The following is a 25,223-nucleotide window of genomic DNA, read 5'->3' on the forward strand; positions in this document are numbered from 1 at the left end:
CAGTTCCGACGCGTCGCAACCCGCTTCGAAAAGACCGCCCGGAATTACCGGGCCGTCGTCACTCTCGCTGCCATCGTCCTATGGCTGCGATAAGTGTCCACACCACCTAGTGCATGATCCGGAAAAGTGCGAAGCGGTTTTCCCTCGCGACAAACGCGGAACGCGTTTGCGCGGAGATCATGGTCAAACAAAGAGCTAAAGCGCGATGACGATTCAACCCAATCTCATCGCGCTTTAGTACCGTCTGAGCAGCCCCGACGCCGCGCCGCTATCGCCATAGGCGGCGCAGGCCCCTTCCGGGTCTCTGATCAACGCCGCCCGGACTCGCTTGAAGGTCTTGCCGACCGCTTCGGACACCTCGGGGCGGAATTTGCGCGGATCGTAGTCATTGCCGTCGTGAGCCTTGATGGCCGCGTCGAACGCATTGATCATGGCCATCGCGGCGTCGGGGCTGCCGAGAAGTCTGGCGCCCGTTTGAACGCCGCCGGCACCATTGGCCTCATAGCCGGTGCATCGTTGTTCGAGCACCGCGGCTGCGGTCGCGAGCTGGTCGAGGAACGTCGCCTCGGCGTCGGTGAGCATGGCAGCACCCGCCTGTCCCGGCGCGATGATCGCGAGCAGCGCGATGGCTGTCAGTTTGATGTGCATCGTGGTGGTTTCTCCCGGCGGAGCCGCGATCAAATCAATGGTTGCCGAATGACTATAACAAGTCTGCTTCCAGGGCATCAGGAGCCACGTCAGCTATTGGCCCCGAGGCCAACATGCGTGAGCGTGCGCCCAGAGCCACCAACGCGCGAGGGCCGGTCGATACAATTCGACAGATCGCCCTAGCCGGCCGATAACCTTAACCGATCCTTGCGCGGTGGCCGGCGCCCGTGCGTCGCTGCAATTACAGCGCGGACCCATTTACACGGCCTTAGACTGTTGCTCGGTATTTTCCGCAGATGCACGTCTTCGGGAGCACATCGATGCCCAGCCTGGCCGATCAGCTGGCGCTTTCGCGCAATCGGCCCGCGGGTTTCGACTACATGCGGATCGCGCTGGCGGCGTCGATCATTGGCCTGCACAGCACGAACGTGACGCTCGGGCTCGGCCGCGCGCTGGAAATCCAGAGCACGCTGCGCATCGGCGTCGCGATGATCCTCGCGCTGTTCTTTGCCCTGAGCGGCTTCCTGGTGACCGCAAGCCTGCTCCGGTGCAAGAGTCTGATTTCCTTCCTCGGCCTGCGCGTGCTGCGGATCGGACCGGCGCTCGCGGTCGAAACCACGCTATCGGCAATCATCATCGGTTCGGTCTTCACCGCGCTGCCGTTGGCGCAATATGTCGCCGATCCGAAATTCCACGCCTATTTTCTCAATATCGTCGGCGACATCCATTACGAGCTGCCGGGCGTATTCCTGCACAATCCGCTGCCCGATCTGGTGAACGCCCAGCTCTGGACCGTGCCGTACGAGCTGTGGTGCTACGTCATCCTGGCGCTGCTCGCCGTGCTCACGATTTGCTTCAACCGGGTGGCGTTCCTCGGGTTCATGGTGATCGCCCAGATCGGGCTCATCGTCTACGACATCTGGCGCTGGGACGAGGTGCCGATCCAGCTTCGCCCGCACCTTCTGGTGTTCTGCTTCCTTGCCGGCGTCGGCTTCTACCTCTGGCGCGACAAGGTGCCGTTCAACCGCACGCTGTGCCTGCTGGCGCTGGTGCTGTGCGCCGCCGGCATGGCGACCGGGCGCGGTGACGCGCTGGCTCCCGTGCCGGCCGCCTATGTCGCATGCTATCTCGGCCTGATGAATCCGCGGCGGAGCTGGATCGTGTCGTCAGGCGATTACTCCTACGGGCTTTATCTCTACGGTTTCGTCATCCAGCAATGCGTCGCCACCTTCGGCCCGCCGGTCCAGCACTGGTATCTGAACCTCCTGATCAGCCTGCCGCTCGCCTTCGGCGTCGCCGTCGTGTCCTGGCATCTCGTCGAGAAACGCGCGCTTCGGCTCCGAACCCAGGTCGAGAGCCTCGAGGCGGCGGTGCTGTCGCGGATCTCGATCGTCGGCTTCTGGCGCAGGCCGCCCGAGCGGGCCGGCTTGCGCGCAACGCTCGGCAACAGCGGCGCGTCGATCTGACCCGCGCCGGCGGGAAGGACGAGCTTCGGTTCTGATTGAATCAGAACCGAAGCTCTCGCTTCTTGTTTTGACGCGTTTTCTTCACGCGAACCGGGTCCACTTCGCTCGAAAACGCTCTAGCATCCTCCCCGCCGCGCTTTTCTTCACAGCAGCGCGTATTGCGACCGCTCGCGCTTGGCGAGCAGCGGCAGCGCCTGCTCCGCGATGTAGGTTTTGAAAGCCGCGCTGTCCTGGTGTGCCTTGAACGCGGCTTCGTCCTGGAACAATTCGTAGAACAGGAATTGCGCCGGATTATCCTTGCCGCGGCCGATCAGGAACAGCTTGGTGCCGGGGTCCTTCTGCGCCTCGGGCAGGAAGCCGTCGAGGATTTTCGCCACCTTGTCGGCCTGTCCCTCCTTGGCTTCCCATTGCGCCACAACCAGAAGGCCTGACGTGTTGATCGCGTCGCTGATGGTTCTCGTGCTCATCGCATAGTGCTTCATTGGCATTCCTCCGTTGCTGTGCTCCGATCGAGCTTGCGATCCGGCCCAGGGCGAGACGCCGGCGATCGCCATGATCGCGAACGAGCCGATGGCCGATCGTCGGGTGAGGATCATCGTCGTGGTCGAAACTTCCGAACGTTTCATGTTCGCCTCCAGATGATTCGCGCCAAGCGTCCTGCCGGCCGAACCGCAACGCGAGAGATAGTCGATCGTTCGGCGTCCCAGTTCGGTGATGGTCGAATTGTCGATGTCGTGAACATTTCGATCATGATCGAAGCGTTGCAGCGGCATGACGTGCGACAAGCGCAAGAGGCATATTTCGATCGATGCGGAGCCGGCCATGCAGACCATCGCACCGGAGCTTGCCGAACTCGCCGGGCTGATCGCCGATCCCGGCCGTGCCAGCATCCTGTCGCGGCTGATGGACGGACGCCCGCAGACTGCGAGCGAACTGGCGCTGGTCGCGGGCGTGACGCCCCAGACCGCGAGCTGGCACCTTTCGCGCATGGTCGAGCGGGCGCTGCTCAAGGTCGAGCGGCGTGGTCCGCGCCGCTTCTACCGGCTGGCTACGCCGCTGGTTGCGCAGATGCTCGAGGGCATGATGACGGTTGCCGCGATCGATCCGCAGCCGTCCCGGCCGCCGCCGCGCATCGATCCCGAGATGCGCCGGGCTCGGACCTGCTACGACCACCTTGCCGGCGAGCTCGGCGTCGCCGTCACCGACGCGATGCGGGATCGCGGCCATCTCAATCTCGACCATGAGGCCGGCGAGCTGACTGCTTGCGGCCGTGCTTTTCTCGGCGATCTCGGCATCGACCTGCGTTCGCCGGCGCGGAGCCGGCGGATCTTGTGCCGGCCCTGTCTCGACTGGAGCGAGCGGCGTCCGCATCTGGCCGGGCGGGCGGGGGCTGCGGTTGCCGACCTTGCATTGCAACGGGACTGGATCCGGCGCCGGCCGCAGGGCCGCTCCGTCGAAATCACCGACGCCGGACTCCTCGCATTCAGAAATTTGTTCGGCGCGCGCATTTGATTTCGGAGCCGAATTTGGCTACCGGCTATGGCGTGGATACGCTCAAGGTCAGAGACGCAAAAGACGTCGAGGAAGTGGTGCGCGCGGCGGTCGCCAGCGAGCAGCCGCTTGAGGTCATTGGACATGGATCGAAGCGCGCCATCGGCCATCCGATGGCGACCAATGCGCTGCTCGACGTCTCGGCGCTGAATGCGGTCACCTCCTATGAGCCGAACGAGCTGATCATCACCGTGCAGGCCGGCGCGCCGCTCGCCGACGTGCATTCCCTGATCGACGCCAAGAACCAGCAATTCGCCTTCGAGCCGATGGACATTTCGGTGCTGCTCGGCACCGCCGGCGCCGGCACGATCGGAGGCATGATCGGCGCCGGACTGGCTGGTCCCCGCCGCATCAAGGCCGGCGGTATCAGGGATCATCTGCTTGGGGCGCACGCGGTGTCCGGGTTCGGTGACAGCTTCAAGACCGGCGGGCGGGTGGTGAAGAACGTCACCGGCTACGATCTCTGCAAGCTGCTGACCGGCTCCTGGGGCACGCTCGCGGTCATGACCGAGGTCACGCTTAAGGTCATGCCGAAGCCGGAAGCCGAGCGGACGCTGCTGCTGCGCGGGCTCGACGACGTCACCGCCAACAAGGCGATGACGGCGGCGCTGGGTTCGCCCTTCGACGTCTCCGGCGCCGCGCATCTGCCGGGTTCGGCGTTGCGGACCGGGGGCGGCGCGCTGGCCGGCCTTGCAGCCTCAGGCCAGCCGGTCACGCTGGTGCGGCTCGAGGGGATTTCGGCGTCGGCGGCACATCGGGCGGCCTCGCTGAGCCAGACGCTCTCGTCCTATGGAACGGTCGACAGCCTCGCCGACGACGGGTCGGCCGCAATCTGGAGTGCGCTGCGCGACGTGGTGCCGTTCGCGGCGAACGGCGCGCTCGGGGCCTGGCCGGTGTGGCGTATCGTTTGCCCGCCGGCCTCTGGCGGCGCGCTGGGCCAGGCGTTGTCGCGCGCCACCGGCGGCGACGTGATCTACGACTGGGGCGGGGGGCTGATCTGGGCCGCGGTGCCGCCGGGCGCCGACGCCCAGGCCACGCTGGTCCGCGGCCATGTCGAGGCGATTGGCGGACACGCCACCCTGATCCGCGCCACCGAGGATGTGCGCCGGGCGGTCGATGTGTTCCAGCCGCAGGCGGCCGGGCTTGCCGCGCTCGGTGAACGGGTCCGGGCGAGCTTCGATCCGAGGTCCGTCCTCAACCGCGGCCGGATGATGCGAGGCGGGGCTGCATGAAGACCGAGTTTTCCCTGGCGCAGCTTGCCGATCCCGACATCAAGGAAGCCGACAAGATCCTGCGCGCCTGCGTGCATTGCGGCTTCTGCACCGCGACCTGCCCGACCTATGTGCTGCTCGGCGACGAGCTCGATAGCCCGCGCGGCCGCATCTACCTGATCAAGGAGATGCTGGAGAAAGACAAGCCGCCGACGGCCGACGTGGTCAAGCATATCGACCGCTGCCTGTCGTGCCTCGCCTGCATGACCACCTGTCCGTCGGGCGTGAACTACATGCACCTCGTCGACCAGGCCCGGGTCCGGATCGAGCGGGATTACCAGAGACCGCTGACCGAGCGGCTGCTGCGGTGGGTACTCGCCCTCGTGCTGCCGCGGCCGGGCCTATTCCGGATCAGCATGATCCTGGCCGGGCTCGCCCGTCCGTTCGCCGCATTGCTGCCGACGCCATCGGTCGGTGCGTCGAGCCCGGGTCTGCTGCGGCGGATCAAGGCGATGCTGGCGCTCGCGCCGCGCGGCCTGCCGCAACCGGGGCCGGCTGCGGGAACCGTGTTTGCGCCGATCGGCCGGCGGCGCGGCCGGGTCGCGCTGCTGCAGGGCTGCGCCCAGCAGGTGCTGGCGCCACGCATCAATCAGGCCGCGATCAATGTCCTGACCAGGCACGGCGTCGAGGTGGTGCTGGTCAAGGACGAGCAATGCTGCGGCGCGTTGACCCATCACATGGGACAGGACGGCGACGCGCTGGCGCGCGCGCGGGCCAACATCACGGTGTGGCAAAGGGAAGCGGACCAGAACGGGCTCGACGCCATCCTGGTGACGACCTCGGGCTGTGGGACAGTTGTCAAAGACTACGGCTACCTGCTGCGCGAGGACAAAACATTCGCGGAGCCGGCCAAGCGAATCTCGGCGCTGGCAAAGGATATCACCGAGTATCTCGCTGGCCTCGAGCTCGCGCCTTCAACACAGAAAGGCGACGTCACCGTCGCCTATCACTCCGCTTGTTCGTTGCAGCATGGACAGAAAATCACTCAACTTCCGAAAGAATTGCTTTCCAAGAATGGATTCGTGGTGAAAGATGTGCCCGAGAGCCATTTGTGTTGCGGTTCGGCGGGGACCTACAACATTCTCCAGCCCGACATTGCGAGCAGATTGCGCGATCGCAAGGTCGCCAATATTGCGCTTGTCAAACCGGACATGATCGCTGCGGGCAATATTGGCTGCATGGTTCAGATTGCCGGCGGTACGTCAGTTCCTGTGGTGCACACGATTGAGCTTCTCGATTGGGCGACAGGAGGTCCCCGGCCAGGATTGAATTGATCGACTGCCACTCGAGCATGATCCGGACCTCAGCCTTGCCCTGACGCAACGTGAAGGACCGGCGCTTCCTTGCCACAGACGCGAAGCGATCGCGCGGCCATCATGCCCGACAAGCGAAGTGGAGGGTGCCTCTCTTCGAGGTGCAGCCAACGTCCGGCAAGCGATCACTTCAATACGCCCGGTGGACTCAGATAGCGGCAACAGGAGGACCACGATGGCGAAGTCGAAGAAGGCGAAGAAAAGCAAGAAGGCCAAAAAGGCCAAAAAGGCCAAGAAGGTGGTAGCGGCGAAGAAGAGGTCCGCGAAGAAGTCGGCCAAGAAGGCTGCGAAGAAGTCCGCCAAGAAGGCTGCAAAGAAATCGGCGAAGAAGTCGGCCAAGAAAGCTGCAAAGAAAACGGCAAAGAAAGCCGCCAAGAAGGCTGCGCCGAAGAAGGCTGCGAAGAAAGCCGCTGCCAAGAAGAGCGCGCCGAAGAAGGCCGCTGCTCCGAAGAAGGCTGCCGCGCCGAAGCCGGCCGCTCCGGTCGCAGCACCTCCGGCGCCCGAGCCGCAGCCGGCGCCGAGCTGGGCCACACCGAGCCACGAACCGGCGCCGGGCTGGATTGCCGGGTCGGCCGACGGGGGCGAGCACCACTAGAGCGTTTTCGAGCGAAGTGGGCACCGGTTCGCGTGAAGAAAACGCGTCAAAACAAGAATCTAGAGCTTCGGTTCTGATTCAATCAGAACCGAAAATGCTCTAGGCCGCTGCCACATTGCCGAGGTTCAACTGATCGAAGCCGCAGCGCGCCACGCTGCGGCTTCTTCCGTAGGTGCGACGACAATCCGTGCTTTTACGGGCACGGCGATTCGCGCCGATGCTCTTCCGCCGAGCCGGCTGTTGCCGTTTCCCGGTCCGGATGGACACGTTCAACCGGTGCGAGAGCAGCGGTATTGTGGTGCAAATGCAACACCCGCAAGTCAACATGCGGCAAGATGGCTAGAACGCCTAAAAAGGCGGCACATGCATGTCTTTTTGGCTTCACGGTACCGTGCATGAGCCTCAGATTGGCCACACGCGATTTAGTTGCAGTCCGTTATCGCGCGCCCTGGGGGGCCACCGGAGCTGGGCTGTCTGAACAGGTAGATGGGGATCGTCATGAAGAAACTGGCTTTGTTAGCAACGGCGCTAGCAATGATTTCGAGCTCGGCAATGGCAGCTGACATGGCGGTGAAGGCCGTCAAGGCGCCGCCGCCGGCTCCCTTCGATCCTTGGGACATCGCCTTTGGCGCCGGCATCATGAGCGACTACATCTTCCGCGGCGTCACCCAGTCCAACCACAATCCGTCGGTCACCGCCTATTTCGAGCCGCGCTACAACGTCAGCAAGGACCTGCAGCTCTACGTTGGTACGTCGACCGAAAGCATCTCCTTCGCCAACCGCGCCGCGGCTGAAGTCGACGTCTACGGCGGTATCCGCCCGACCTTCGGCGCCTTCGCCTTCGACATCGGTGTCTGGGGTTACCTGTATCCGGGCGGGACCTGCTACTACGGCGGCGGTGCGGTGGCCGACTTCGCCGGCAATCCGCTGAGCGCCGACTGCCAGGCCAACACCCTCACCAACCTCGCCGTCATGAAGAAGGACGTCTCGTTCTTCGAAGTCTATGGCAAGGCGACCTGGACCATCAACGACAACTGGGCGTTCACCATCAACGAATACTACTCGCCGAACTTCCTCAACACCGGCGCCTGGGGCAACTACTCCTCGATCATCGGCAAGTACACTGCGCCGAGCACCGTGTTCGGCAGCAGCGGCGTCGGCATGTACGTGTCGGGTGAGTTCGGCCGGCAGTGGCTCGGCACCTCCGACAGCTTCTACGGCGTCCCGGCGTTTCCGAACGGCATCAAGTATGCCGACTACAACACCTGGAACATCGGCATCGGCTTCACCTACAAGGTGTTCACGCTCGATCTGCGCTACTCCGACACCGACATGTCGAAGGGTGATTGCAGCGCCTTCACCAGCGACTTCACCGCGGGCGGAACCACTGCCGTCACCCCGATCAATCCGGGTGGCACGAGCTCCAACTGGTGCGGCGCGGCCGGCATCGCCAAGCTCTCGGTCGACCTGACCGCGATGTCCAACCTGAAGTAATCTCTCCTCCGGGGATCGAGGGGCGGCAGAGCAATCTGCCGCCCTTTTGTTTTTGGCCGGCCAGGTCTGATCGGCACAAGGCGGACAATAGCTAAAGGCGCTCGCGAGACCTGTGGGCTGCCCCCGCCGGGGTCAGCGGCAAGCCGTGGCCGCGGCTGACCCCTAATGCCGTTTACGACGCGGCGACCTTGACCGCGTCGCGCAGGATGAAGCGGTCGCCGTCGCGGACCAGCGTGACATTGCGCTGATGGAAGGTGTCGAGCGTCGAGCGGTGGCCGATCGAAACCACCGTGGTGCCGGGCAGCTTCTCGGCAACCAGCCTGTACAGCGCGGCTTCCGCCGGCTCGTCGAGCGAGGCCGTCGCCTCGTCGAGGAACAGGAACTGCGGCGCATGCAGCAGCGCCCGCGCGATGCCGAGCCGCTGCTGCTCGCCGAGCGACAGCATCCGGTTCCAGTGCGCCTGTTCCTCGAGCCGCGACGCAAGCTGCGGCAGTCCGACGGCGGTGAGAACCTCGCGGACCCGTCCCGCATCGAATTGCCTGGCCTCGCCCGGATAGACGACGGCGTCATGCAGCGAGCCGATCGGCAGATAGGGACGTTGCGGCAGCATCATCAGGCTGGCATTGGCCGGGATCTCGATCGCGCCGTCGCCGAACGGCCAGATGCCGGCGATCGCGCGGAATAGCGTCGACTTGCCGGCGCCGGAGGGGCCGGTCATCAGCGTGCGCTCGCCCTTGCGGAAGCCGAACCGGTCCGCGTTCAGCAGCGGCGTGCCGTCCGGCAGCCGCAGCACTAGGTTTTCTAGGCTGACGGCGCCGTCGCCCGGCGTCGCCGTGACATGAATTCGGTCGTCGCGCTTGGCGAGGTTTGATGCCGCCGCGATCCCTGCCTCGAATCCATCGAGGCGGTTCACCACGGCCTGCCATTCGGCCAGTTGACGATAGATGCTGACGAAGTACGAGAACGCGCCCTGGACGTTCGAAAACGCCGATGCGGTCTGCATCATGCCGCCGAGCTGGATCTTTTGCGCAAAGTAGGCCGGCGCCACCAGCACATAGGGGAAGATCACCGAGGCCTGATTATAGCTCGCCGTGAACGCGGTGATCTTCTTGGTCCGGTTCATCAGGGCGATCCAGTTCTCCACCACGCGTCCGAAGCGAACGCGCAGGCGCTCGCGCTCGGCCGGTTCGCCCTGCAGCAGCGCGATCTGCTCGGAGTTTTCCCGCACGCGCACCAGGTTGAAGCGGAAATCGGCTTCATATTGCTGCTGCTTGAAATCGATGCCGACCAGCGGCCAGCCGATCAGATGGGTCAGCACGGTGCCGAGCACCGAGTAGATCAGCGCGCACCAGACAAGGTAGCCGGGAATTGAATATTCCGTGCCGAACAAATGCAGCGGCGCCTCATTGGAAAGGCCCCACAGCAGGGTGAGAAAAGACGCCAGCGTGACGACCGAGCTCAACAGGCCGAGGCCGAGCGTGAGCGTGCGGTCGACGAACAGCTTGACGTCGTCGGTCATGCGCTGGTCGGGGTTGTCGGCCGCGTCGCCCTGCAGCTGCATCCTGTAGTGTTTGGCCTGATGCAGCCAGTCCCCGAGATAGTGTGTGGTCATCCATTGCCGCCAGCGGATCTGCAGCCATTGATTGAGGTAGAGCTGGTAGACCGCCAGCAGGATGAAGAACGCGACGACGACGCAGAAATAGATGATCTCGCTGACGAAGGAATCCCAATTGCGTTCCTGCAGCGCGTTGTAGAAGCGGTTGTTCCACTGCGTGATCAGAACGTTGATGCCCACGATCGCCAGTTCGATCGCGATGACCGCCGCAAGCAGCCCCCGGCCGGCCCATTTGTCCTCGGAGTTGAAATAAGGCGAGGCGATGCGCCACACCGTCGCGAGCGTCGAGCGAATGTTGTTCACAGATTATCGTCTCCGGGGAAGGGGCCGCAAAGGCCTGAAGAATCGGGACAATCGGGGTAGTCCTCGACTAAAGTCGTAGTTCTGGCATGCAAGCGTTGGCTTGTCCCGGCAATCGAGTCAATCCTAGCATGAGGACAACGGCGAGGGGCGGGGGACCTTCGATTTTTCGCGAGGATGTGAGCGATCCTTACCGATCGTTCATTCGCGAGCCGGGGCTGCAGCTTTTCCGACGGACTCCCGCAATCGCACCAGTCGCGCCTGCCCGCATGCAGGCCGGCGCGCTGCATAAAAATGTGGGGAGGATCCCGAGATGAACACCTGGAATCAAATTTACAACCCGCTGGGCAATGCGGCGCTGTCGACGGTCGCGGCCGCCATTCCCGTGGTCACGCTGCTGGTCCTGATCGCCAGCGGCAAGGTGAAGGCGCACATTGCGGCCATCATCGCCGTGATCGTGACCAACCTGATCACGATCTTCGTCTTCACCATGCCGGCCAACATGTCGATCCGCGCCACCCTGCTCGGCGTGATCACCGGGTTCTTCCCGATCGGCTGGATCGTGCTCAACGTCATCTTCCTCTACCAGGTCACGGTGAGGTGCGGGAAGTTCGAGCTGCTCAAGCGCGCGGTCGGCGGCGTCACCGAGGACCGGCGGTTGCAGCTGCTGTTGATCGCGTTCTCGTTCGGCGCCTTCTTCGAGGGCGCCTCCGGGTTCGGCACGCCGGTCGCGATCACCGGCGCGGTGCTGATCGGGCTCGGCTTCTCGCCGCTCGCTGCGTCCGGCCTGTCGCTGATCGCCAACACGGCACCCGTTGCCTACGGTGCGCTCGGCACGCCGATCCAGGGCCTCGCCTCGGTCACCGGGCTCGACCCCTACATCCTCGGCGCGATGGTCGGCCGGCAGCTGCCGCTGTTCTCGCTGATCGTGCCGTTCTGGGTGGTGTGGGCGTTTGCTGGCTGGCGCGGCATGAAGGAGGTATGGCCAGCGATCCTGGTCACCGGCGTGTCGTTTGCGGTCCCGCAATTCGTGATCTCGAACTACATCAATCCCTGGATCGTCGACATCGGCGCCTCGCTGATTTCGATGGGCGCCCTGATCCTGTTCCTGAAGGTCTGGCAGCCGCGGCAGCTCTGGCTGTCGCCGGCGCTGCGCGGCCGCGATGAATCGGCGGCGACGATGGCCGCCGCACCTCCGCTCGACAAGACGCCGCTGACCCAGGGCGAAATGTGGAGCGCGCTGCTGCCGTGGATCATCGTCTGCATCCTGATGCTGATCTGGGGCAACGGTGCCTTCAAGGCCTGGGCGAACGCCAACTTCGTCTGGAACTATCCGGTCCCCGAGCTCGACAAGCTGATCTTCAAGGTGCCGCCGGTGGCCGCCAAGCCGACGCCGGAAGGCGCCGTGTTCGGCTTCACCTACCTGTCGTTCACCGGCACCGGCATGCTGATCGCCGCGATCATCTCGGGTCTGTTGATGGGCTTCTCGCCGCTCAAGCTGATCGCCGAGTATGGCCGCACCATCCGCATCTGCGCGATCTCGCTGATCACGATCTCGGCGATGCTGGCGATCGGCACGCTGACCCGGCTGTCCGGCGTCGACGCCACGCTCGGCCTCGCCTTCGCGGCGACCGGCGTGCTCTATCCCTTCTTCGGCACCTTGCTCGGCTGGCTGGGCGTGGCGCTGACCGGATCGGATACCGCGTCGAACGTGCTGTTCGGCAATCTGCAGAAGATCACCTCCGAGCAGCTCGGCCTGTCGCCGATCCTGATGGCGGCGGCGAACTCCTCGGGCGGCGTGATGGGCAAGATGATCGACGCGCAATCGATCGTGGTCGCCTCGACCGCGACCAACTGGTACGGCCACGAGGGCTCGATCCTGCGCTACGTGTTCCTGCACTCGATCGTGCTGGCGTGTCTGGTCGGTCTGTTCGTGACCCTGCAGGCCTATGTCTATCCGTTCACGATGCTGGTGCTGAAATAGCGCCACGACGCATTTGGCGAACCAGGAATCCCCGCGAGCGGACAGCTCGCGGGGATTTGCTTTTCCAGCACATTTTGCGGCGTTGCCAATCTGGCCAATCGCGTTCTGCTCCCATAGAAGGGGCCCGCAGTTGCGCGTCGCATTTCGAGGATTGGCATGGTTTCGATGAGGCGAGGTTTGAACGGCGGCATCGCCGCGTTGGCGCTGGTTGCCGCGGCTCTCGGCGCGGGTCCGGCGCGGGCCGAGGAGGAGTTCCCGTTCGGCTTCGTGATGACGCTCGACGCCGCGCGCATGCCGGGCTCCAAGCGGATTCCCTCGATCGAGGTCGGCGACAATGGCGAGGTGATCCTCGAGCTGTGGTGCGACGGCGGCAAGGGCCAGTTTTCGGTGGCCGGCAACACCATCGTCTTCGTTCCCGGCGCGATGGAGAACCGCACCTGCACGCCGGAGCGGGCGCAGGCGGACAAGGATCTGCTGGCGGCGCTCGGCGACATGACGGGCTGGCGGCGGCACGGTGACGAGGTGACCTTCACCGGCAGCAAGTCGTTGCGTTTCGTGATCAACAGCAACTAAAGCGTCAAGCGAAGCGGACGGCGGTTCGCGTTCAAGGAAACGCGTCAAGACAAAACGCTCAGGGCGTTGCGATCAGTCCGCTTGCGGTGGCGACGATCCAGCGGTTGCCCCAGCGCACGATGGAATCGACCCGTCCGAGGCCGGGCACGACGTCGCCGCGCGCGGCCATCTTGACGCCCTCGGGCCCCTCGAGCACGGCGGTGCCGTCGCGGACTTCGACCACCGACCATCCGGGAATGGTGCTCGGCCGCGTCTCCGGCGCCGCCGCCGGCGGCTGCTTCGGCCCCAATGCGGCGGCCTGTGCATTCAAGGTCGTCGGCGCGGCGCCCAAGGCGAGCGGACGCGGGCTGGCCGGCGCGGTCCTCGGAATGCTGCCGGTGACGACGGGGTCGGCGTTGGACGCGGCCCGGCGCGGGCCCTCGTTCTTTCGGCTCGGCGCCACCTCCGCAATGTGCGGGGCCGGCGCTTCCTTCTGGACCACCGGGACCGGGGCGGGAGCTGCAAGGTCGTGCCAGTTGGCTCCGCCGGTCCATCCCAGCACGAAGCTTGCAGCGAGTGCGGTCGCTGCCAAGAGCGCGGTGCCGATGCGGTCGGCAAACGGCTCCCGCAGCAGCAGGGCGGCGTCGTGGTTCTCGCCGGTGACATCCCAGAGGTCCGCCGTCTGTGCCGGCGAATGACCCTCCGTCACATCTGTCGGCCAGATGCTCGCAGCGTTGATCGGCTCGCGGTCTTGCATGGCGTGACCTGTGTTCGATGGCGCAAAGCATGATCCTCGAAACTAAATCGAGCCTTAATTTTCGGTGACCGAACTGCGGCGGCACGAAGTCTTTTGGTCGCAGGCCCCCGTAGATGCCCGGGTATCTTCCGCACCAGCGGTCGTTTCCGGACGTCGTCCCCGCAAAGCGGGTCGTCGCGGCGCGCGGGCGGGGCTATAGCGGTCGCATGCTCGATTTCGCCGCACAATATGCAGCCTTTCAGCGCCGCGACCCGGCCTGGGACGGCGTCGTGTTCGTCGCGGTCAAGACCACCGGCGTGTATTGCCGCCCTGTCTGCCGGGCGCGCACGCCGCTCGCGCGCAACGTGCGGTTCTATGGCAGCGCGGCGTCGGCCGAGCGTGCTGGCTTCCGGCCCTGCCTGCGCTGCCGTCCCGAGGCGGCGCCGTTCTGCCCGGCCTGGAAAGGTACCAGGACCACCGTCGAGCGCGCCCTGGCGCTGATCGAGGAAGGCGCGCTCGACCGCGGCAATGTCGAAGCGTTGGCGGGGCGGCTCGGCGTCGGCGCGCGGCATCTGTCGCGTCTGTTCGCCGAGCATCTCGATGCCTCGCCGCTCCAGGTCGCGCTGTCGCTGCGCGTGCAGCGCGCCAAGCGCCTGATCGACGGCAGCGAGCTGCCGCTTGCGTTGGTGGCGCAGCACGCCGGCTTCTCCAGCGCGCGGCGCATGAATGCCGCAATCGCAAAACTCTACGGCCGCTCCGCCGCGTCGCTGCGGGGCAAGCGGCCAACCGTCGCGATGCAATCAACCCCGATGGAGATCGGCAATGGCCAAGAGCTACGGCACCGTCAGTGCGGAACAGAAGCTTAAGATGAGCGGCCTCGCATTCGTGCAGGGTCTCGCCAGCGGCGCATTGCCGCTCAACACCATCGCGCGGACACTCGGTTATGACGTCGCCGAAGCCGAGCGCGGCCGCGTCGTCGTCACGCTGGTACCGACCGACGCGCATCTCAATCCGGCGGGCACCGTGCATGGCGGCCTCACCGCGACGCTGCTCGACAGCTGCATGGGGCTTGCGGTGCAGTCGACGCTCGATGCCGGCACCAGCCAGACCGCGCTCGAGTTCAAGATCTCGCTGGTGCGTCCGATCACGCCCGACACCGGTCCGATCAGGGCGGAAGGCAATGTGCTCAATTGCGGCCGTCGCATCGGCACCGCCGAAGGCAAGGTCACCGACGAGCAGGGCCGGCTGCTCGCCCACGGCACGACGACGTGCCTGATCTTCCCGTCTTGACGCAAATTGCGGCCGCGAGACCGCGCCGGCGCTGCATCGGGAGATACGATGCCGGCGCAGCAATATTGGAATGCCTCCAGCAAGCCTGCGGCTTAGAGACCTTCAAGTTCACCGTGCCGATCGATTGCGTTACCCGAACGCGCATCAAGCGCGTTCGGGTAGTCATGATGCGATCGTCGATGGAGCCATGCACTCTGGCCGTGCTCAGCGCGGCCCTTCCGGATATCCCGGCATGTTGTTCCAGCCGGCGGGCAGCTCGCCGCCCGGCCGCGACGCGGCTCCGTCGCTTTCGGGCAAACGAATGAGGCCGAGCTGCAGCATGGCGGTGATCGCATCTTCCTGTCCGAACTCTTCGGCGATCCGTCCGTCCTGCACGCGCAGCAGGTGGTGCCGGCGAACGTCATCTTGCGGCCGGAGGCCGCGGGCAACGAGCCGAGGCGGAAGTCGCTGAACGCAGGTCCCGTGTGCGTACCGCCGCCTTCCCAGCGGCCGACGACGAGATCACCTTCCGCGACGAGATCGCCGACGCCCCAGAAATTGAGATCCGGAAAGGCTTCGCGAAATTCGGTTATGAACTGCGTGACCGCGGCGCGGCCCTTCTTCGGTTCGTGCATCGGGTAGTGCACGACAATGTCTGCTGTGGCGAGCTCGTTGATGATGCGCGGATTCCAGGGGTTGCCCCAGAACTCCTTGAACCACCGGCCTACGACGTTCTTGTTTTCCTCTGACATCTCTTCGTCTCCATTTGCGCGTTGCCAGTATCGCGACCGGCGCTCTCTCGATGCGCGCAGTGAACATTTGGAGGCGTGTCTCGCACCACCCGATTTCAGATCGGGCGAGCGATCGAGTTTCAGACGAGATTCCGCTGTGTCGATATGGCGCTTAGCACGGCTTCTCGAGCGTCGTCGCGGAATCGGGAAGCGGGTGGCTCGCGAAAGACGAATGCGAGAATCTGATTGCGATCACGCAGGAGAACATCATGCGCAACTTCGATGCGATCGCCGCGCTGCGCGGCGACGGACTTCGTAACGAGCTGCGGGCGCTGCTCGATCGCGCTGCGATCGAGCCTCGTTCCGAATTGTTCGTCAGAAGCGACGGGATGCTTCAGTCCGGTCCGGACGCCACCCCGAAGGCCGTGCGCGACAACGTCGTGCCGCTGAAGACGAAGGCGGCTTAACTCAGGACAGCGGCGGCCTTACCGCCACACCGACTTGTCGGCGTCCCAGCGCTGGCCCTTGAACTCCTTGAGCAGCGCGTCGATCGCGCCGTTGTCGTCCCTGGTCTCGCTGCCTTCCTCGTCGCTGCTGGAATCGTCGGACAGATTGAGCTTGGCGCCGGCGCTGTCGTCCGATGTCGAAACGGTGGGGCTCGAGACCCACAGCATCAGCCGGTCAGAGCTGCCGGGCTTGTCGGGCGAGACCAGGGCAGTGATCTCGTAATTCTGGGTGAGGCCGAGTGCCGGGTAAATCGCGCTGGGCCGCTTCAGCACCAGCTTGAGCTTGCCGGTGTTCGCGTTCCACGTCGCCGAGGCGGGCTTTGCGGCAAGCGTCTTCGCCAGCACGCCCGCGATCGCGGTTGCCAGCTTGTCATGGTTGAGTTTGTCGCCCTCGCGCCAATCGGCGGCAGCAAAGCGGATGGTGCGGTCCATCTCGACCACCCCGCTGGTCCAGCCGGCCGCGGTCACGCCGGGCGCGGATTTCGCCTTGGCGAGCAGCGCGCCGGCGTGCTCGGGATCGACGGTGAGGTTGATGGTCTGCTCGCCGGAGCGCATCGCATCGCAGGTCACCGCAAGGCTGGAGGTGCCGATCTCGACGGCCTCGCCTTTCAGGCTCTTGAGGAAATCCGCCGCCGCATCGAGCTTCACCCGCACACCGATCGATTCCGGCGAAACGTCAGTGAAATCCTTCGGCTGCGGCGTGATGCCGTCCTCGGTGGCCTGGTTGTCCTGGAATTCCTTCTCGCTGAGATCGGAATTGTCCGTCGAGGCGACCTCGGTCACGGTCTGGCCGATCGTGATCTGGCCGCGGAACTCAAAACCGTCGCCGGTTTGCTTGCGGTTCAGTTTGACGGTGACCGGCTGCTTGTCGGCGACGCTCTGGGCGGTGCCGGAAAGCGTCTGGCCGCTGACGGTCAGGTTGGCGACGAAGCGGTCCTTGCGGTCGGAGCTCTTGTCGGCGGGATAGCAGACGTCGAGCACGGCCGCGGTCACGGTCTTGCCCTGGCGGGTTTCCTTCAGCACGACGTCGGCATTGCCGTCCATCAGGCCGTCGATCGAGGTGAAATAGCGCGTCTCGGGGCCATTGGCGGGAGCCGCCTTCGATTGCAGCTTCATCTGGGCGAGGGCAGGCGCCGAGGTGACGGCAAGACCGAGCAGCAGGAGCGGGAGCGCGCGCATACGATAAGTCCTCGAAGGGCAGAATCGGTTCCGTCGTAACTAGCAAACCTCCATGTCATTGGCCAAAAAAGAAGGCCGCCTAACGGCGGCCTCGCGCCGCTATCGCGGTCATGTGCGTTCGTCAGGTTCCTCGCCGCCCTCCAGTCGGCCGCGCAGCACCGTCACGACCCGGCTCACGGTTTCGAGGTCCTTCATCGACAGCCCGTCGGCGAGGCCGTTCACCCAAGGCAGCTGCAGGCGCATGGCCGCGTCGAAGCTTTGCCGCCCCTTGGCGGTCAGCACGACGTGCTGGGCGCGGCGGTGATGCGGGTTGGTTTCGAAGGCGACGAGCCCGTCCCGTTCGAGGTCGTTGACGATCCGCTGCACGTTCTGTCGGGCAGCGCCGAGGTCGCGCGCCAGCCATGCGACCGGTTGCGGGCGCTCTGTGGCGACGATGGCGCCGAGGATCTGCCAGCGCGCGCTGGTCAGCCCGAGCCCGGCCACCAGCCGGTCGCCTGATGTGAACAGCAGGCTGTTGAGCCTGAACAGGTCGGGAATCAGGGTGCTCAGGGCTTCGCCCGCCGGCGTTCGTTTTGCATTCGGCATTTGTCACCATATAAACGTATTGACATCATAATGTCAATTTCTGCATGTATCCATCAGTACGGAATGACATGGTAACGCCATATCGAACGGAGCCAACCATGCCGCAGATGCGCCCCCTGGACCCCGCTTTCCCGATCGACCGCCAGCTCGCGGTCGATGCCAGCAACGTCGTGCTCATCAACCTCTTCACGCTCGATGCGGCCGACGAGGACACGTTTCTCAAGGCCTGGCAGGACGACGCCGCCATCATGAAGCGGCAGCCGGGCTTCATCTCGACCCAGCTGCACCGCGCGCTCGGCGAGAGCCCGGCCTATCTGAACTACGCGGTCTGGGAATCGACCGCCGCCTTCCGCGCCGCTTTCATGAACCCCGAGTTCAGGGCCAAGCTCTCGGCCTATCCGGCCTCGGCGGTAGCCTCGCCGCACCTGTTCCAGAAGGTGGCGGTGCCGGACATCTGCGTGGCGTAACGGACTGTCAGGCCGTCGCATCAAGGATCGCTCAGCTGTGCACGAGGATGCCAACCCCAAGCGTGGAAGCAGCGGCCAGAAACGAGATGTCCAGAAATCGCAACGGCGCTTTTGGACGATGACCGGCAGAACCCGAAATGACGTAATAGACGCCATAACCCGCGCCGAGGACGACAAACGTCAGCGTTTGCCTGAGCCAGAACGTCAAGACGACCGCAAGATCATCGAGGCTGTCCAGGGCATAGGCGCCGAGCGCAAGCAGTGCGCCGATCGCGTAGAACAGCACGAGCGTTGACGTCAGTGATTTGGCGTCGCGGGACATCAGATGATCCTTGCATCCCGATCGTAATCAAACTGCAAAAAAGAAGGCCGCCCGGAGGCGGCCTTCGATCTCGATAGGGATGGGGGAGGCTTAGAAGCCGCCCATGCCGCCCATTCCACCCATGCCGCCACCGCCGCCCGGCATTGCCGGCGCCGCGTCCTTCGGCAGTTCGGCGACCATGGCTTCGGTGGTCACGAGCAGGCCGGCCACGGAGGAGGCGTCCTGCAAGGCGGTGCGCACCACCTTGGCGGGGTCGATGATGCCCTTGTCGACCATGTCGACATAGTCCTCGGTCTGCGCGTCGAAGCCGAAGGTCTCCGACTTGTTCTCGAGGATCTTGCCGACCACGATCGAGCCCTCGACACCGGCGTTCTCCGAGATCTGGCGGACCGGAGCTTCGAGCGCCTTGAGCACGATGTTGATGCCGGCCTGGACGTCAGCATTCGGGTTGGTGAGCCGGCCGACCGCCTTCTTGGCGCGCAGCAGCGCGACGCCGCCGCCCGGCACGATGCCTTCCTGCACCGCGGCGCGGGTCGCGTTCAGCGCGTCCTCGACACGGTCCTTCTTCTCCTTGACCTCGACCTCGGTCGCACCGCCGACCTTGATCACCGCAACGCCGCCGGCGAGCTTGGCGAGGCGCTCCTGCAGCTTCTCACGGTCGTAGTCCGAGGTGGTCTCCTCGATCTGCGCCTTGATCTGGCCAACGCGGGCGTCGATGTCCTTCTTCTTGCCGGCGCCCTTGACGATCGTGGTGTTCTCCTTGTCGATCACGATCTTGCCGGCGCGGCCGAGCATGTTGATCGTGACGCTCTCGAGCTTCATGCCGAGGTCGTCGGAGATCAGCTGACCGCCGGTCAGGATCGCGATGTCCTCCAGCATCGCCTTGCGGCGATCGCCGAAGCCCGGCGCCTTGACGGCGGCGACCTTGAGCCCGCCGCGCAGGCGGTTGACGACCAGGGTCGCCAGCGCCTCGCCCTCGACGTCCTCGGCGAGGATCAAGAGCGGACGGCCCGACTGCACCACGGCTTCCAGCACCGGCAGCATGGACTGCAGGCCGGACAGCTTCTTCTCGTGCAGCAGGATGTAGGCATCCTCGAGCTCGGCGGTCATCTTCTCGGCGTTGGTGATGAAGTAGGGGCTGAGGTAGCCGCGGTCGAACTTCATGCCCTCGACGATATCGACCTCGGTCTCGAGCGACTTGTTCTCCTCGACGGTGATCACGCCCTCGTTGCCGACCTTCTGCATCGCCTGCGCGATCATCTTGCCGATCGCGGCATCGCCATTGGCCGAGATGGTGCCGACCTGGGCGACTTCGGACGAGGAGGCGACCGGCTTGGCGCGCTTCTCGATGTCCTTGATCACGGCCGCGACCGCGGTGTCGATACCGCGCTTGAGGTCCATCGGGTTCATGCCGGCGGCGACCGACTTGGCGCCCTCGCGGACGATGGCCTGCGCCAGCACGGTCGCGGTGGTGGTGCCGTCACCGGCGGTATCGTTGGTCTTGGAAGCGACCTCGCGCAGCATCTGCGCGCCCATGTTCTCGAACTTGTCGTCGAGCTCGATCTCCTTGGCGACGGTGACGCCGTCCTTGGTGATGCGGGGAGCGCCGAAGCTCTTCTCGATGACGACGTTGCGGCCCTTGGGGCCGAGCGTCACCTTCACGGCGTTGGCGAGCACGTCGACACCGCGCAGCATGCGGTCGCGGGCCTCTCCGGCGAATTTTACGTCCTTGGCAGCCATTGATTTGAACTCCTGGAATGATTGGATGCGGTCGCCCGGCATCTGCGCTCGTCATTGCCGGGCAAAAGCACGAAGTGCGTCTTCGTGCCAGATGACCCGGCAATCCATCGTCCTTGCGAGAATCTTGCGAAGATTGATGGATGCCCGGATCAGGTCCGGGAATGACGGCGGAGAGAGTGGGCGCTCTCGAATTGGTCGTGGCGCTTACGCCAGCACGCCCATGATGTCGGACTCCTTCATGATCAGGAGTTCCTGGTTGTCGAGCTTGACCTCGGTGCCCGACCATTTGCCGAACAGCACGCGGTCGCCGACCTTGAGGTCGATCGGGATCAGCTTGCCGGCCTCGTCGCGGCCACCCGGGCCGACGGCGACGATCTCGCCCTGGGACGGCTTCTCCTTCGCCGAGTCCGGAATGATGATGCCGCCCTTGGATTTCTCCTCGGCATCGATACGCTTGACCACGACGCGGTCGTGCAGGGGGCGGAAGGTGGATTTAGCCATGACGTTCCCTCTTGGAGGCTCGGTTTCAGGTCCGGTTCATCGGGACCGGCGTTGGATGCCGGCCCGGTCGGCGCTGGGCAGGACGCCCGACGCTCTTAGCAATCGTGGTGCGAGAGTGCTAATTGTGGGCCGGGAAATATGGCCTGGCGCAGTTTCTGTCAAGCAAACGGGTTAAGGCCTTGGTGAGGCCAATATAGGATGGTGGACCAGAAACCAAATCGTAGCGATGACGTAATTTTGTCAGACGTCATTGCTCCGTCTTAAGTTTTACGCTTGGCTGCAGGACGGGTGCGGCCGGGACATAGTCGGGGGATGCATATGATCAGGTCATTCAACGCGCGATTGGTCGCACGGTTCGCGGCTGTTTCGGCGCTGACGACACTCTTGGGGGCGTGCGGCAGCATGAGCCTGCCGTCGTTGTCGTCGAACCCTGAGCCGGCGCCAGCCGAGCCGGGGGTCGCCCCCGAAATGCCCGCAAGCATCCGCGCCGATGAGATCGTCGGCCGCTGGGGTCTCGCCTCGTTCCAGAATCCCGCCGATCGCGCCCGCACCGAGGCCGCCGCGCGCGGCCAGTGCAAGCAGCCTTACGTGATCGGCGCCGGCCAGAACGGCGGCGTCATCATGCATCTGGCCGACCAGGCCACCCCGCAGGAACTGCGGCTGAAGGGTTCCCCGAGTGGCAAGAACTATATCGGCCCGCCTGGACCGACGCCCGGCGAGCAGGACCGCGAGATCGTCTCGTTCGATGGCCGCGTCATGATCACCCGCTTCGTCGACAAGGACGCCGGGGTCCGCTACGGCAACATGGTCTACGTCCGCTGCGCCCCGAGGGCGTAACGGCGGGACTTCGAGCGATCTTCCGACAAAGCGCCGCATAGTCGGTGCACCTCTCCCCTTGTGGGAGAGGTCGGATTGCATCGTCAGATGCAATCCGGGTGAGGGGTCTCCCTCCGCGAGTGACCCTTTCGAGATTTGAGTAGGCGGCGACAACCCCTCATCTGGCGCGGATTGCATCCGCGCCACCTTCTCCCACAAGGGGAGAAGGGAAGGAGACCCGCAAACACGGCCTTATCGCCGCACGCCAACCCGATTGACGCCGCCATTCAAATTGCCGCCCGCATTGTGGCGGACCGCAGCGCGCGCCACCGGACGAGGCCTGAGCACAACGCCTGCCCGCGCCACGCAGCCTGCCGGATAACCGACATACGTGCAGTAAATCACGGCGTTGGCCGGTGCTGGACTGAGAGCGGCGCCTGCAAACCCCAACATCAGGCTCGCCGCTATTCCCGCAACCGTCACTGACTTGGTTGGAAAAATGTTCGTCCGACGCATGGTGATCCTCCTCATCGCGGGCGGGCCAAAAGATGGTGCGCCGCTTCAGGCGCGGCCCAACATAATGAGCAGCAAGGCATGGATCGGATTGACGTAGATCAACGCCCGCGCGCGGCCGTACGTCTGTGCGTGAAGCCGGCGCAACGGCAGCACGAGCACGGCGCTGTGTCTGGTGACCTCTACTGGGTGGGCTCGCTCAAACAAGAACGCCGGCCCGAGGGCCGGCGTTTTTCGTGCTGATCTGAGAAACCTCAGTTGAACATCGCGTCGATGTCGTCCTGTGAGGCGTGGCCGGCGTCGCCGTCGAGCTTCGGACCGTTGAGCAGGCGGGCATCGCCCTCGCGGGTGTCGACGATCGCCGGGACGTGCGACTTGATCGCGTCGACGCCGCCCCAGATGTTCATCATCTCGTTGATGTGCTGTTCGATGAACTTCATCGTCTGCATCACCTTGCTGATGCGCTGGCCGGTGAGGTCCTGGAAGTTGCAGGCCTCGAAGATCGAGACCACGCGCTCCTGAATATCTTCGCTGAGCCGCTTCTGCTGGTCGGGCGTGACGTTGTTGGCGAGCGCGGACGCGGCCTGGTCGATCGCCTCCACCGCCTCGAGGATCTGCTGGGTGGCCTGTTCGGTGCCGCCGACCACGGCGCCGAGCTCGCCATTGACCTTGGCCATCTCCTCGCCGTTGAAGCTCTTGCCATGCAGCACGGCGATCTCGCGCTTGGTGCGGCTGATCGCGTCGTGGATCAGGTCGAGCTCGACCTTGAGCTTCTCACACTGTTCGACCTGCGCACGGTAGGTCTCGAGCAGCGCGTGGGTCTCGGCGACTTCGCGGGCGACCGCCGCATCGACGCTGTCGCCGGTGCGCTGTGCCGGGGCTGCGGCCATCTGGGCGCGGATCGAGCGAAGCTCGGCCATGATCTCGCGATGCATCGGACCGAGATCGGCGCCGCCCGTAACATCCGGCTCCGGCATCACAACCTCGCCCATCGCCTGCTCGACACGAAAACGCTTGCGCTTCACTGACATGATTTTCATTCCCGCCCCTTCACTGAAGTCCGTTCTAGACAGAGCGGATTTAACGTCAGGTTCACGCCGGAACTGTTTGCGCGGATAGCGCGCAAGCGCGGCGATACCGGCGATTAACCATGTCGCCACGCCGTTCACGCAAAATAAACGCTGTCAGGGAAAACCGCGCTCCATTGCCGATGTGGTGAATCGAAACGGCCGATCCGTTTACCAAACCGATGCGGTTTTCATTGCTTATTGACCACGTGCAACGGCGCAAAGTCGGCGCCGCGCGCATCACGTCACGACGAAACCAGTACAGAGTACGTCGATGTTCAGGAAAACCACGCTTGCGCTGCTCGCCGGCGCGTCTTCTCTTATTGCCGTTCCCCATCACGCCATGGCGATCGACGCGGCAGCGCCCGCCGGGCCCGCCGTCATCTATGCCAATCAGGGCGCTCCGCAGCCGCCGATGCGCACCGCCTATGTGCAGCCGCAGCGCTCCAACATGGGCGGCGGCTTCATCGAATTCCTGTTCGGCGATGCGCCGTCGTCGCAGGGTTATTCGCCACAGCCGTATCAGCAGCAGCCTGGCTATTACGGCAACCGTCAGCTGCCGCCGATGGATCCGCAGCAGCAGATGCTCCGGCAGCAGGAAGAGGCCGCGGGCGATCCGGCGCAGCGTCCGTTCGATCCGAGATACGAGAAGCAACTGGTCGACTATAGCGGCAAGGAAAGCGCCGGCACCATCGTCGTCGATACGCCGAACAAGTTTCTCTATCTGGTGCAGGGCGACGGCCGCGCGCTGCGCTACGGCATCGGCGTCGGCCGGCCCGGCTTCACCTGGGCCGGCGTCAAGACGATCTCGGCCAAGAAGGAGTGGCCGGCCTGGACGCCGCCGCCGGAAATGCTGGCGCGCCGTCCCGATCTGCCGCGGCACATGGAAGGCGGCCCGGAAAATCCGCTCGGCGCCCGCGCGATGTATCTTGGCTCCTCGCTCTATCGCATCCACGGCTCCAACGAGCCCTGGACGATCGGCACCAACGTCTCGTCCGGCTGCATCCGGATGCGCAACGAGGACGTCATCGACCTCTACGGCCGCGTCAATGTCGGCGCCAGGGTCGTTGTGATGTGAAGTTGTAGTCCCGATCGATCAAAATAAAACGGCCGCTCGATGGAGCGGCCGTTTGTGTTTCAGGTGAGACGCTTACGCGTAATTGCTGTCGTCACCATCTCCGCCGCCGTCGAAGCCGTCGTCATCATTGTCGAAGTCGTCGGCGTCTTGATCATCGTCACTGTCCCGGTCGGCCTGCGCTTGGTTGAACGCGCCGGCGCGCGAGCCGCTGTCGCGGTTGGAGCCGATGTCGTTGACCCCGGCGTCGCGCGCGAGGTCGCTCGACGACTGGTCGCCGCCCCAGGGACGCGAACCGCCGCCGAGGCCGCCGGCATCGGCCATCGACTGGTGGCTGCCGCCACCCATCACGCCGCGGATGCTGGAGAGCAACAGTCCGCCGCCGACCACGCCGGCCGCGGCCGCCGCCGCCGTGCCGAGGAACGAGCCGCCACCGCCGCCCGGCGCGCCGCCGAGCGCCGGCGGCTGCGGGCCGCCATAGCCTTGGCCGTAGGGTTGCGCGGGCTGGCCGTAAGGCTGGCCATAGCCGCCGCCGGCCTGCTGCATCGCCTGGCCCGAGTTCCAGACCGGGCGGCTGCCAGGATCGCGGCCGCCCATGTCGGGCGCCCGCACCGGCGGCACCGAACCATGCTGCTGGCCCTGTCCGCCGAAGATCGCATCGCGCATCGAATCGAGGAAACCGCCGCCCTGCTGCTGGGCTCCCTGCTGCTGGCCGACCGCGGCCTCGAGTTCCTGAATCCGGTCATGGGCGCGCTTCAGCGCCTCGTCCTGCACCAGCGCGGTCTGCACCAGCGCGTAGACCGCATTCGGCGCGCTGCGCAGGCCCTGCATGATCGCGGACATGGCCTCGCCGTCGCGCGGGGCATTCTCCAGCTTGGCGAGCCGGTCGAAGAGATCGTCGATCAGTTGGCGTTCTTGCGGTGTCAT

General features: G+C 64.9%; 27 protein-coding genes and 2 pseudogenes. 15 read left to right on the forward strand and 14 right to left on the reverse strand.

Translation table 11 applies throughout. From position 1 onward, the window contains the following. A pseudogene (locus ACZBJS_RS14690) lies at window positions 1–93 on the forward strand (IS5/IS1182 family transposase); the annotation flags it as partial. 141 nt (window positions 94–234) lie between these two features. Here the strand turns inward: ACZBJS_RS14690 and ACZBJS_RS14695 are convergent. Beyond that, entirely contained in the window at window positions 235–648 is a 414-nt protein-coding gene (locus tag ACZBJS_RS14695) for a hypothetical protein (protein WP_076827552.1), read from the reverse strand. Window positions 649–968: 320 nt separating this feature from the next. Between ACZBJS_RS14695 and ACZBJS_RS14700 the strand changes: the two genes are divergently transcribed. Next, complete coding sequence (locus tag ACZBJS_RS14700) at window positions 969–2,114, forward strand: acyltransferase family protein (protein WP_233475491.1); 1,146 nt, start codon at window positions 969–971, stop codon at window positions 2,112–2,114. 143 nt (window positions 2,115–2,257) lie between these two features. Here ACZBJS_RS14700 and ACZBJS_RS14705 read toward each other — a convergent pair whose 3' ends face one another. Then, the gene (locus ACZBJS_RS14705; RefSeq protein ID WP_316399403.1) at window positions 2,258–2,740 is read right to left on the reverse strand and encodes a putative quinol monooxygenase; all 483 of its coding nucleotides are present in this window, start codon (window positions 2,738–2,740) and stop codon (window positions 2,258–2,260) included. 196 nt (window positions 2,741–2,936) lie between these two features. Between ACZBJS_RS14705 and ACZBJS_RS14710 the strand changes: the two genes are divergently transcribed. The 5 genes from ACZBJS_RS14710 to ACZBJS_RS14730 all read left to right on the forward strand — a co-directional run bounded on the left by ACZBJS_RS14710 (window position 2,937) and on the right by ACZBJS_RS14730 (window position 8,338). Next, entirely contained in the window at window positions 2,937–3,626 is a 690-nt protein-coding gene (locus ACZBJS_RS14710) for an ArsR/SmtB family transcription factor (protein WP_244558800.1), read from the forward strand. Between the two features lie 32 nt (window positions 3,627–3,658). Further along, window positions 3,659–4,897: an FAD-binding protein gene (locus tag ACZBJS_RS14715; protein WP_316399405.1), complete on the forward strand. Its 1,239-nt coding sequence runs from the start codon at window positions 3,659–3,661 to the stop codon at window positions 4,895–4,897. Then, complete coding sequence (glcF, locus tag ACZBJS_RS14720; protein ID WP_225162244.1) at window positions 4,894–6,210, forward strand: glycolate oxidase subunit GlcF; 1,317 nt, start codon at window positions 4,894–4,896, stop codon at window positions 6,208–6,210. Before ACZBJS_RS14715 ends, glcF begins: the two co-directional genes overlap by 4 nt. A 214-nt stretch (window positions 6,211–6,424) precedes the next feature. Further along, window positions 6,425–6,844, forward strand: a complete 420-nt coding sequence (locus ACZBJS_RS14725; RefSeq protein ID WP_316399402.1) for a histone — start codon at window positions 6,425–6,427, stop codon at window positions 6,842–6,844. Window positions 6,845–7,342: 498 nt separating this feature from the next. Beyond that, window positions 7,343–8,338: a TorF family putative porin gene (locus tag ACZBJS_RS14730; RefSeq protein WP_057018099.1), complete on the forward strand. Its 996-nt coding sequence runs from the start codon at window positions 7,343–7,345 to the stop codon at window positions 8,336–8,338. A 172-nt stretch (window positions 8,339–8,510) separates the two neighbouring features. On the opposite strand, the gene ACZBJS_RS14735 is transcribed toward ACZBJS_RS14730, so the two are convergent. Continuing rightward, entirely contained in the window at window positions 8,511–10,256 is a 1,746-nt protein-coding gene (locus ACZBJS_RS14735) for an ABC transporter ATP-binding protein/permease (protein ID WP_316395494.1), read from the reverse strand. A gap of 310 nt (window positions 10,257–10,566) precedes the next feature. Between ACZBJS_RS14735 and ACZBJS_RS14740 the strand changes: the two genes are divergently transcribed. Next, a complete protein-coding gene (locus ACZBJS_RS14740) occupies window positions 10,567–12,237 on the forward strand; it encodes an L-lactate permease (RefSeq protein WP_038380167.1) in 1,671 nt (556 codons plus the stop codon). A 156-nt stretch (window positions 12,238–12,393) separates the two neighbouring features. Continuing rightward, window positions 12,394–12,810 carry an META domain-containing protein gene (locus ACZBJS_RS14745; protein ID WP_076827544.1) on the forward strand — a complete coding sequence of 139 codons (417 nt, stop codon included), beginning with the start codon at window positions 12,394–12,396 and terminating at the stop codon, window positions 12,808–12,810. Between the two features lie 58 nt (window positions 12,811–12,868). On the opposite strand, the gene ACZBJS_RS14750 is transcribed toward ACZBJS_RS14745, so the two are convergent. After that, the gene (locus ACZBJS_RS14750; RefSeq protein WP_316395495.1) at window positions 12,869–13,546 is read right to left on the reverse strand and encodes a hypothetical protein; all 678 of its coding nucleotides are present in this window, start codon (window positions 13,544–13,546) and stop codon (window positions 12,869–12,871) included. Window positions 13,547–13,752: 206 nt separating this feature from the next. Here ACZBJS_RS14750 and ACZBJS_RS14755 point away from each other — a divergent pair, with 206 nt between their 5' ends. Beyond that, on the forward strand, window positions 13,753–14,391 hold the full coding sequence (locus ACZBJS_RS14755; protein ID WP_316395576.1) for a bifunctional transcriptional activator/DNA repair enzyme AdaA: 639 nt from the start codon (window positions 13,753–13,755) through the stop codon (window positions 14,389–14,391). Continuing rightward, a complete protein-coding gene (locus ACZBJS_RS14760) occupies window positions 14,348–14,815 on the forward strand; it encodes a PaaI family thioesterase (protein ID WP_463438849.1) in 468 nt (155 codons plus the stop codon). The genes ACZBJS_RS14755 and ACZBJS_RS14760 overlap by 44 nt, the downstream gene beginning before the upstream one ends. A 204-nt stretch (window positions 14,816–15,019) precedes the next feature. Here ACZBJS_RS14760 and ACZBJS_RS14765 read toward each other — a convergent pair whose 3' ends face one another. Further along, window positions 15,020–15,190, reverse strand: a complete 171-nt coding sequence (locus tag ACZBJS_RS14765) for a hypothetical protein (RefSeq protein WP_463438861.1) — start codon at window positions 15,188–15,190, stop codon at window positions 15,020–15,022. A 56-nt stretch (window positions 15,191–15,246) separates the two neighbouring features. Next, window positions 15,247–15,546 (reverse strand): annotated as a pseudogene (locus tag ACZBJS_RS14770) (ester cyclase); the annotation flags it as partial. A gap of 248 nt (window positions 15,547–15,794) precedes the next feature. Between ACZBJS_RS14770 and ACZBJS_RS14775 the strand changes: the two are divergent. Then, window positions 15,795–15,992 (forward strand): hypothetical protein, encoded by a 198-nt coding sequence (locus ACZBJS_RS14775; RefSeq protein WP_057018092.1) that lies wholly within the window; start codon window positions 15,795–15,797, stop codon window positions 15,990–15,992. 18 nt (window positions 15,993–16,010) lie between these two features. Here the strand turns inward: ACZBJS_RS14775 and ACZBJS_RS14780 are convergent, their stop codons facing one another. Then, window positions 16,011–17,210 (reverse strand): hypothetical protein, encoded by a 1,200-nt coding sequence (locus ACZBJS_RS14780; protein ID WP_229192773.1) that lies wholly within the window; start codon window positions 17,208–17,210, stop codon window positions 16,011–16,013. A gap of 108 nt (window positions 17,211–17,318) precedes the next feature. Next, window positions 17,319–17,795: a MarR family winged helix-turn-helix transcriptional regulator gene (locus ACZBJS_RS14785; RefSeq protein WP_316395498.1), complete on the reverse strand. Its 477-nt coding sequence runs from the start codon at window positions 17,793–17,795 to the stop codon at window positions 17,319–17,321. A gap of 98 nt (window positions 17,796–17,893) precedes the next feature. Between ACZBJS_RS14785 and ACZBJS_RS14790 the strand changes: the two genes are divergently transcribed. Then, entirely contained in the window at window positions 17,894–18,262 is a 369-nt protein-coding gene (locus ACZBJS_RS14790; protein ID WP_463438850.1) for an antibiotic biosynthesis monooxygenase family protein, read from the forward strand. 31 nt (window positions 18,263–18,293) lie between these two features. Here ACZBJS_RS14790 and ACZBJS_RS14795 read toward each other — a convergent pair whose 3' ends face one another. From ACZBJS_RS14795 to ACZBJS_RS14805, 3 genes are all read right to left on the reverse strand, one after another. Beyond that, window positions 18,294–18,584, reverse strand: a complete 291-nt coding sequence (locus tag ACZBJS_RS14795) for a hypothetical protein (protein WP_253624923.1) — start codon at window positions 18,582–18,584, stop codon at window positions 18,294–18,296. A 90-nt stretch (window positions 18,585–18,674) separates the two neighbouring features. Then, window positions 18,675–20,324: a chaperonin GroEL gene (gene groL / locus ACZBJS_RS14800; protein ID WP_316395499.1), complete on the reverse strand. Its 1,650-nt coding sequence runs from the start codon at window positions 20,322–20,324 to the stop codon at window positions 18,675–18,677. Window positions 20,325–20,528: 204 nt separating this feature from the next. Continuing rightward, complete coding sequence (locus ACZBJS_RS14805) at window positions 20,529–20,825, reverse strand: co-chaperone GroES (RefSeq protein WP_018269780.1); 297 nt, start codon at window positions 20,823–20,825, stop codon at window positions 20,529–20,531. Window positions 20,826–21,143: 318 nt separating this feature from the next. Between ACZBJS_RS14805 and ACZBJS_RS14810 the strand changes: the two genes are divergently transcribed. Beyond that, on the forward strand, window positions 21,144–21,662 hold the full coding sequence (locus ACZBJS_RS14810; RefSeq protein WP_026192247.1) for a hypothetical protein: 519 nt from the start codon (window positions 21,144–21,146) through the stop codon (window positions 21,660–21,662). A 231-nt stretch (window positions 21,663–21,893) separates the two neighbouring features. On the opposite strand, the gene ACZBJS_RS14815 is transcribed toward ACZBJS_RS14810, so the two are convergent. Continuing rightward, entirely contained in the window at window positions 21,894–22,172 is a 279-nt protein-coding gene (locus ACZBJS_RS14815; RefSeq protein ID WP_141339615.1) for a hypothetical protein, read from the reverse strand. Between the two features lie 236 nt (window positions 22,173–22,408). Then, entirely contained in the window at window positions 22,409–23,185 is a 777-nt protein-coding gene (locus tag ACZBJS_RS14820) for a protein phosphatase CheZ (protein WP_076827745.1), read from the reverse strand. 310 nt (window positions 23,186–23,495) lie between these two features. Between ACZBJS_RS14820 and ACZBJS_RS14825 the strand changes: the two genes are divergently transcribed. Further along, on the forward strand, window positions 23,496–24,299 hold the full coding sequence (locus ACZBJS_RS14825) for a L,D-transpeptidase (RefSeq protein WP_076827521.1): 804 nt from the start codon (window positions 23,496–23,498) through the stop codon (window positions 24,297–24,299). A gap of 72 nt (window positions 24,300–24,371) precedes the next feature. Here the strand turns inward: ACZBJS_RS14825 and ACZBJS_RS14830 are convergent, their stop codons facing one another. Next, window positions 24,372–25,223: a DUF2076 domain-containing protein gene (locus tag ACZBJS_RS14830; protein WP_463438851.1), complete on the reverse strand. Its 852-nt coding sequence runs from the start codon at window positions 25,221–25,223 to the stop codon at window positions 24,372–24,374.

Source organism: Bradyrhizobium sp. KZN70725 (assembly GCF_055264925.1).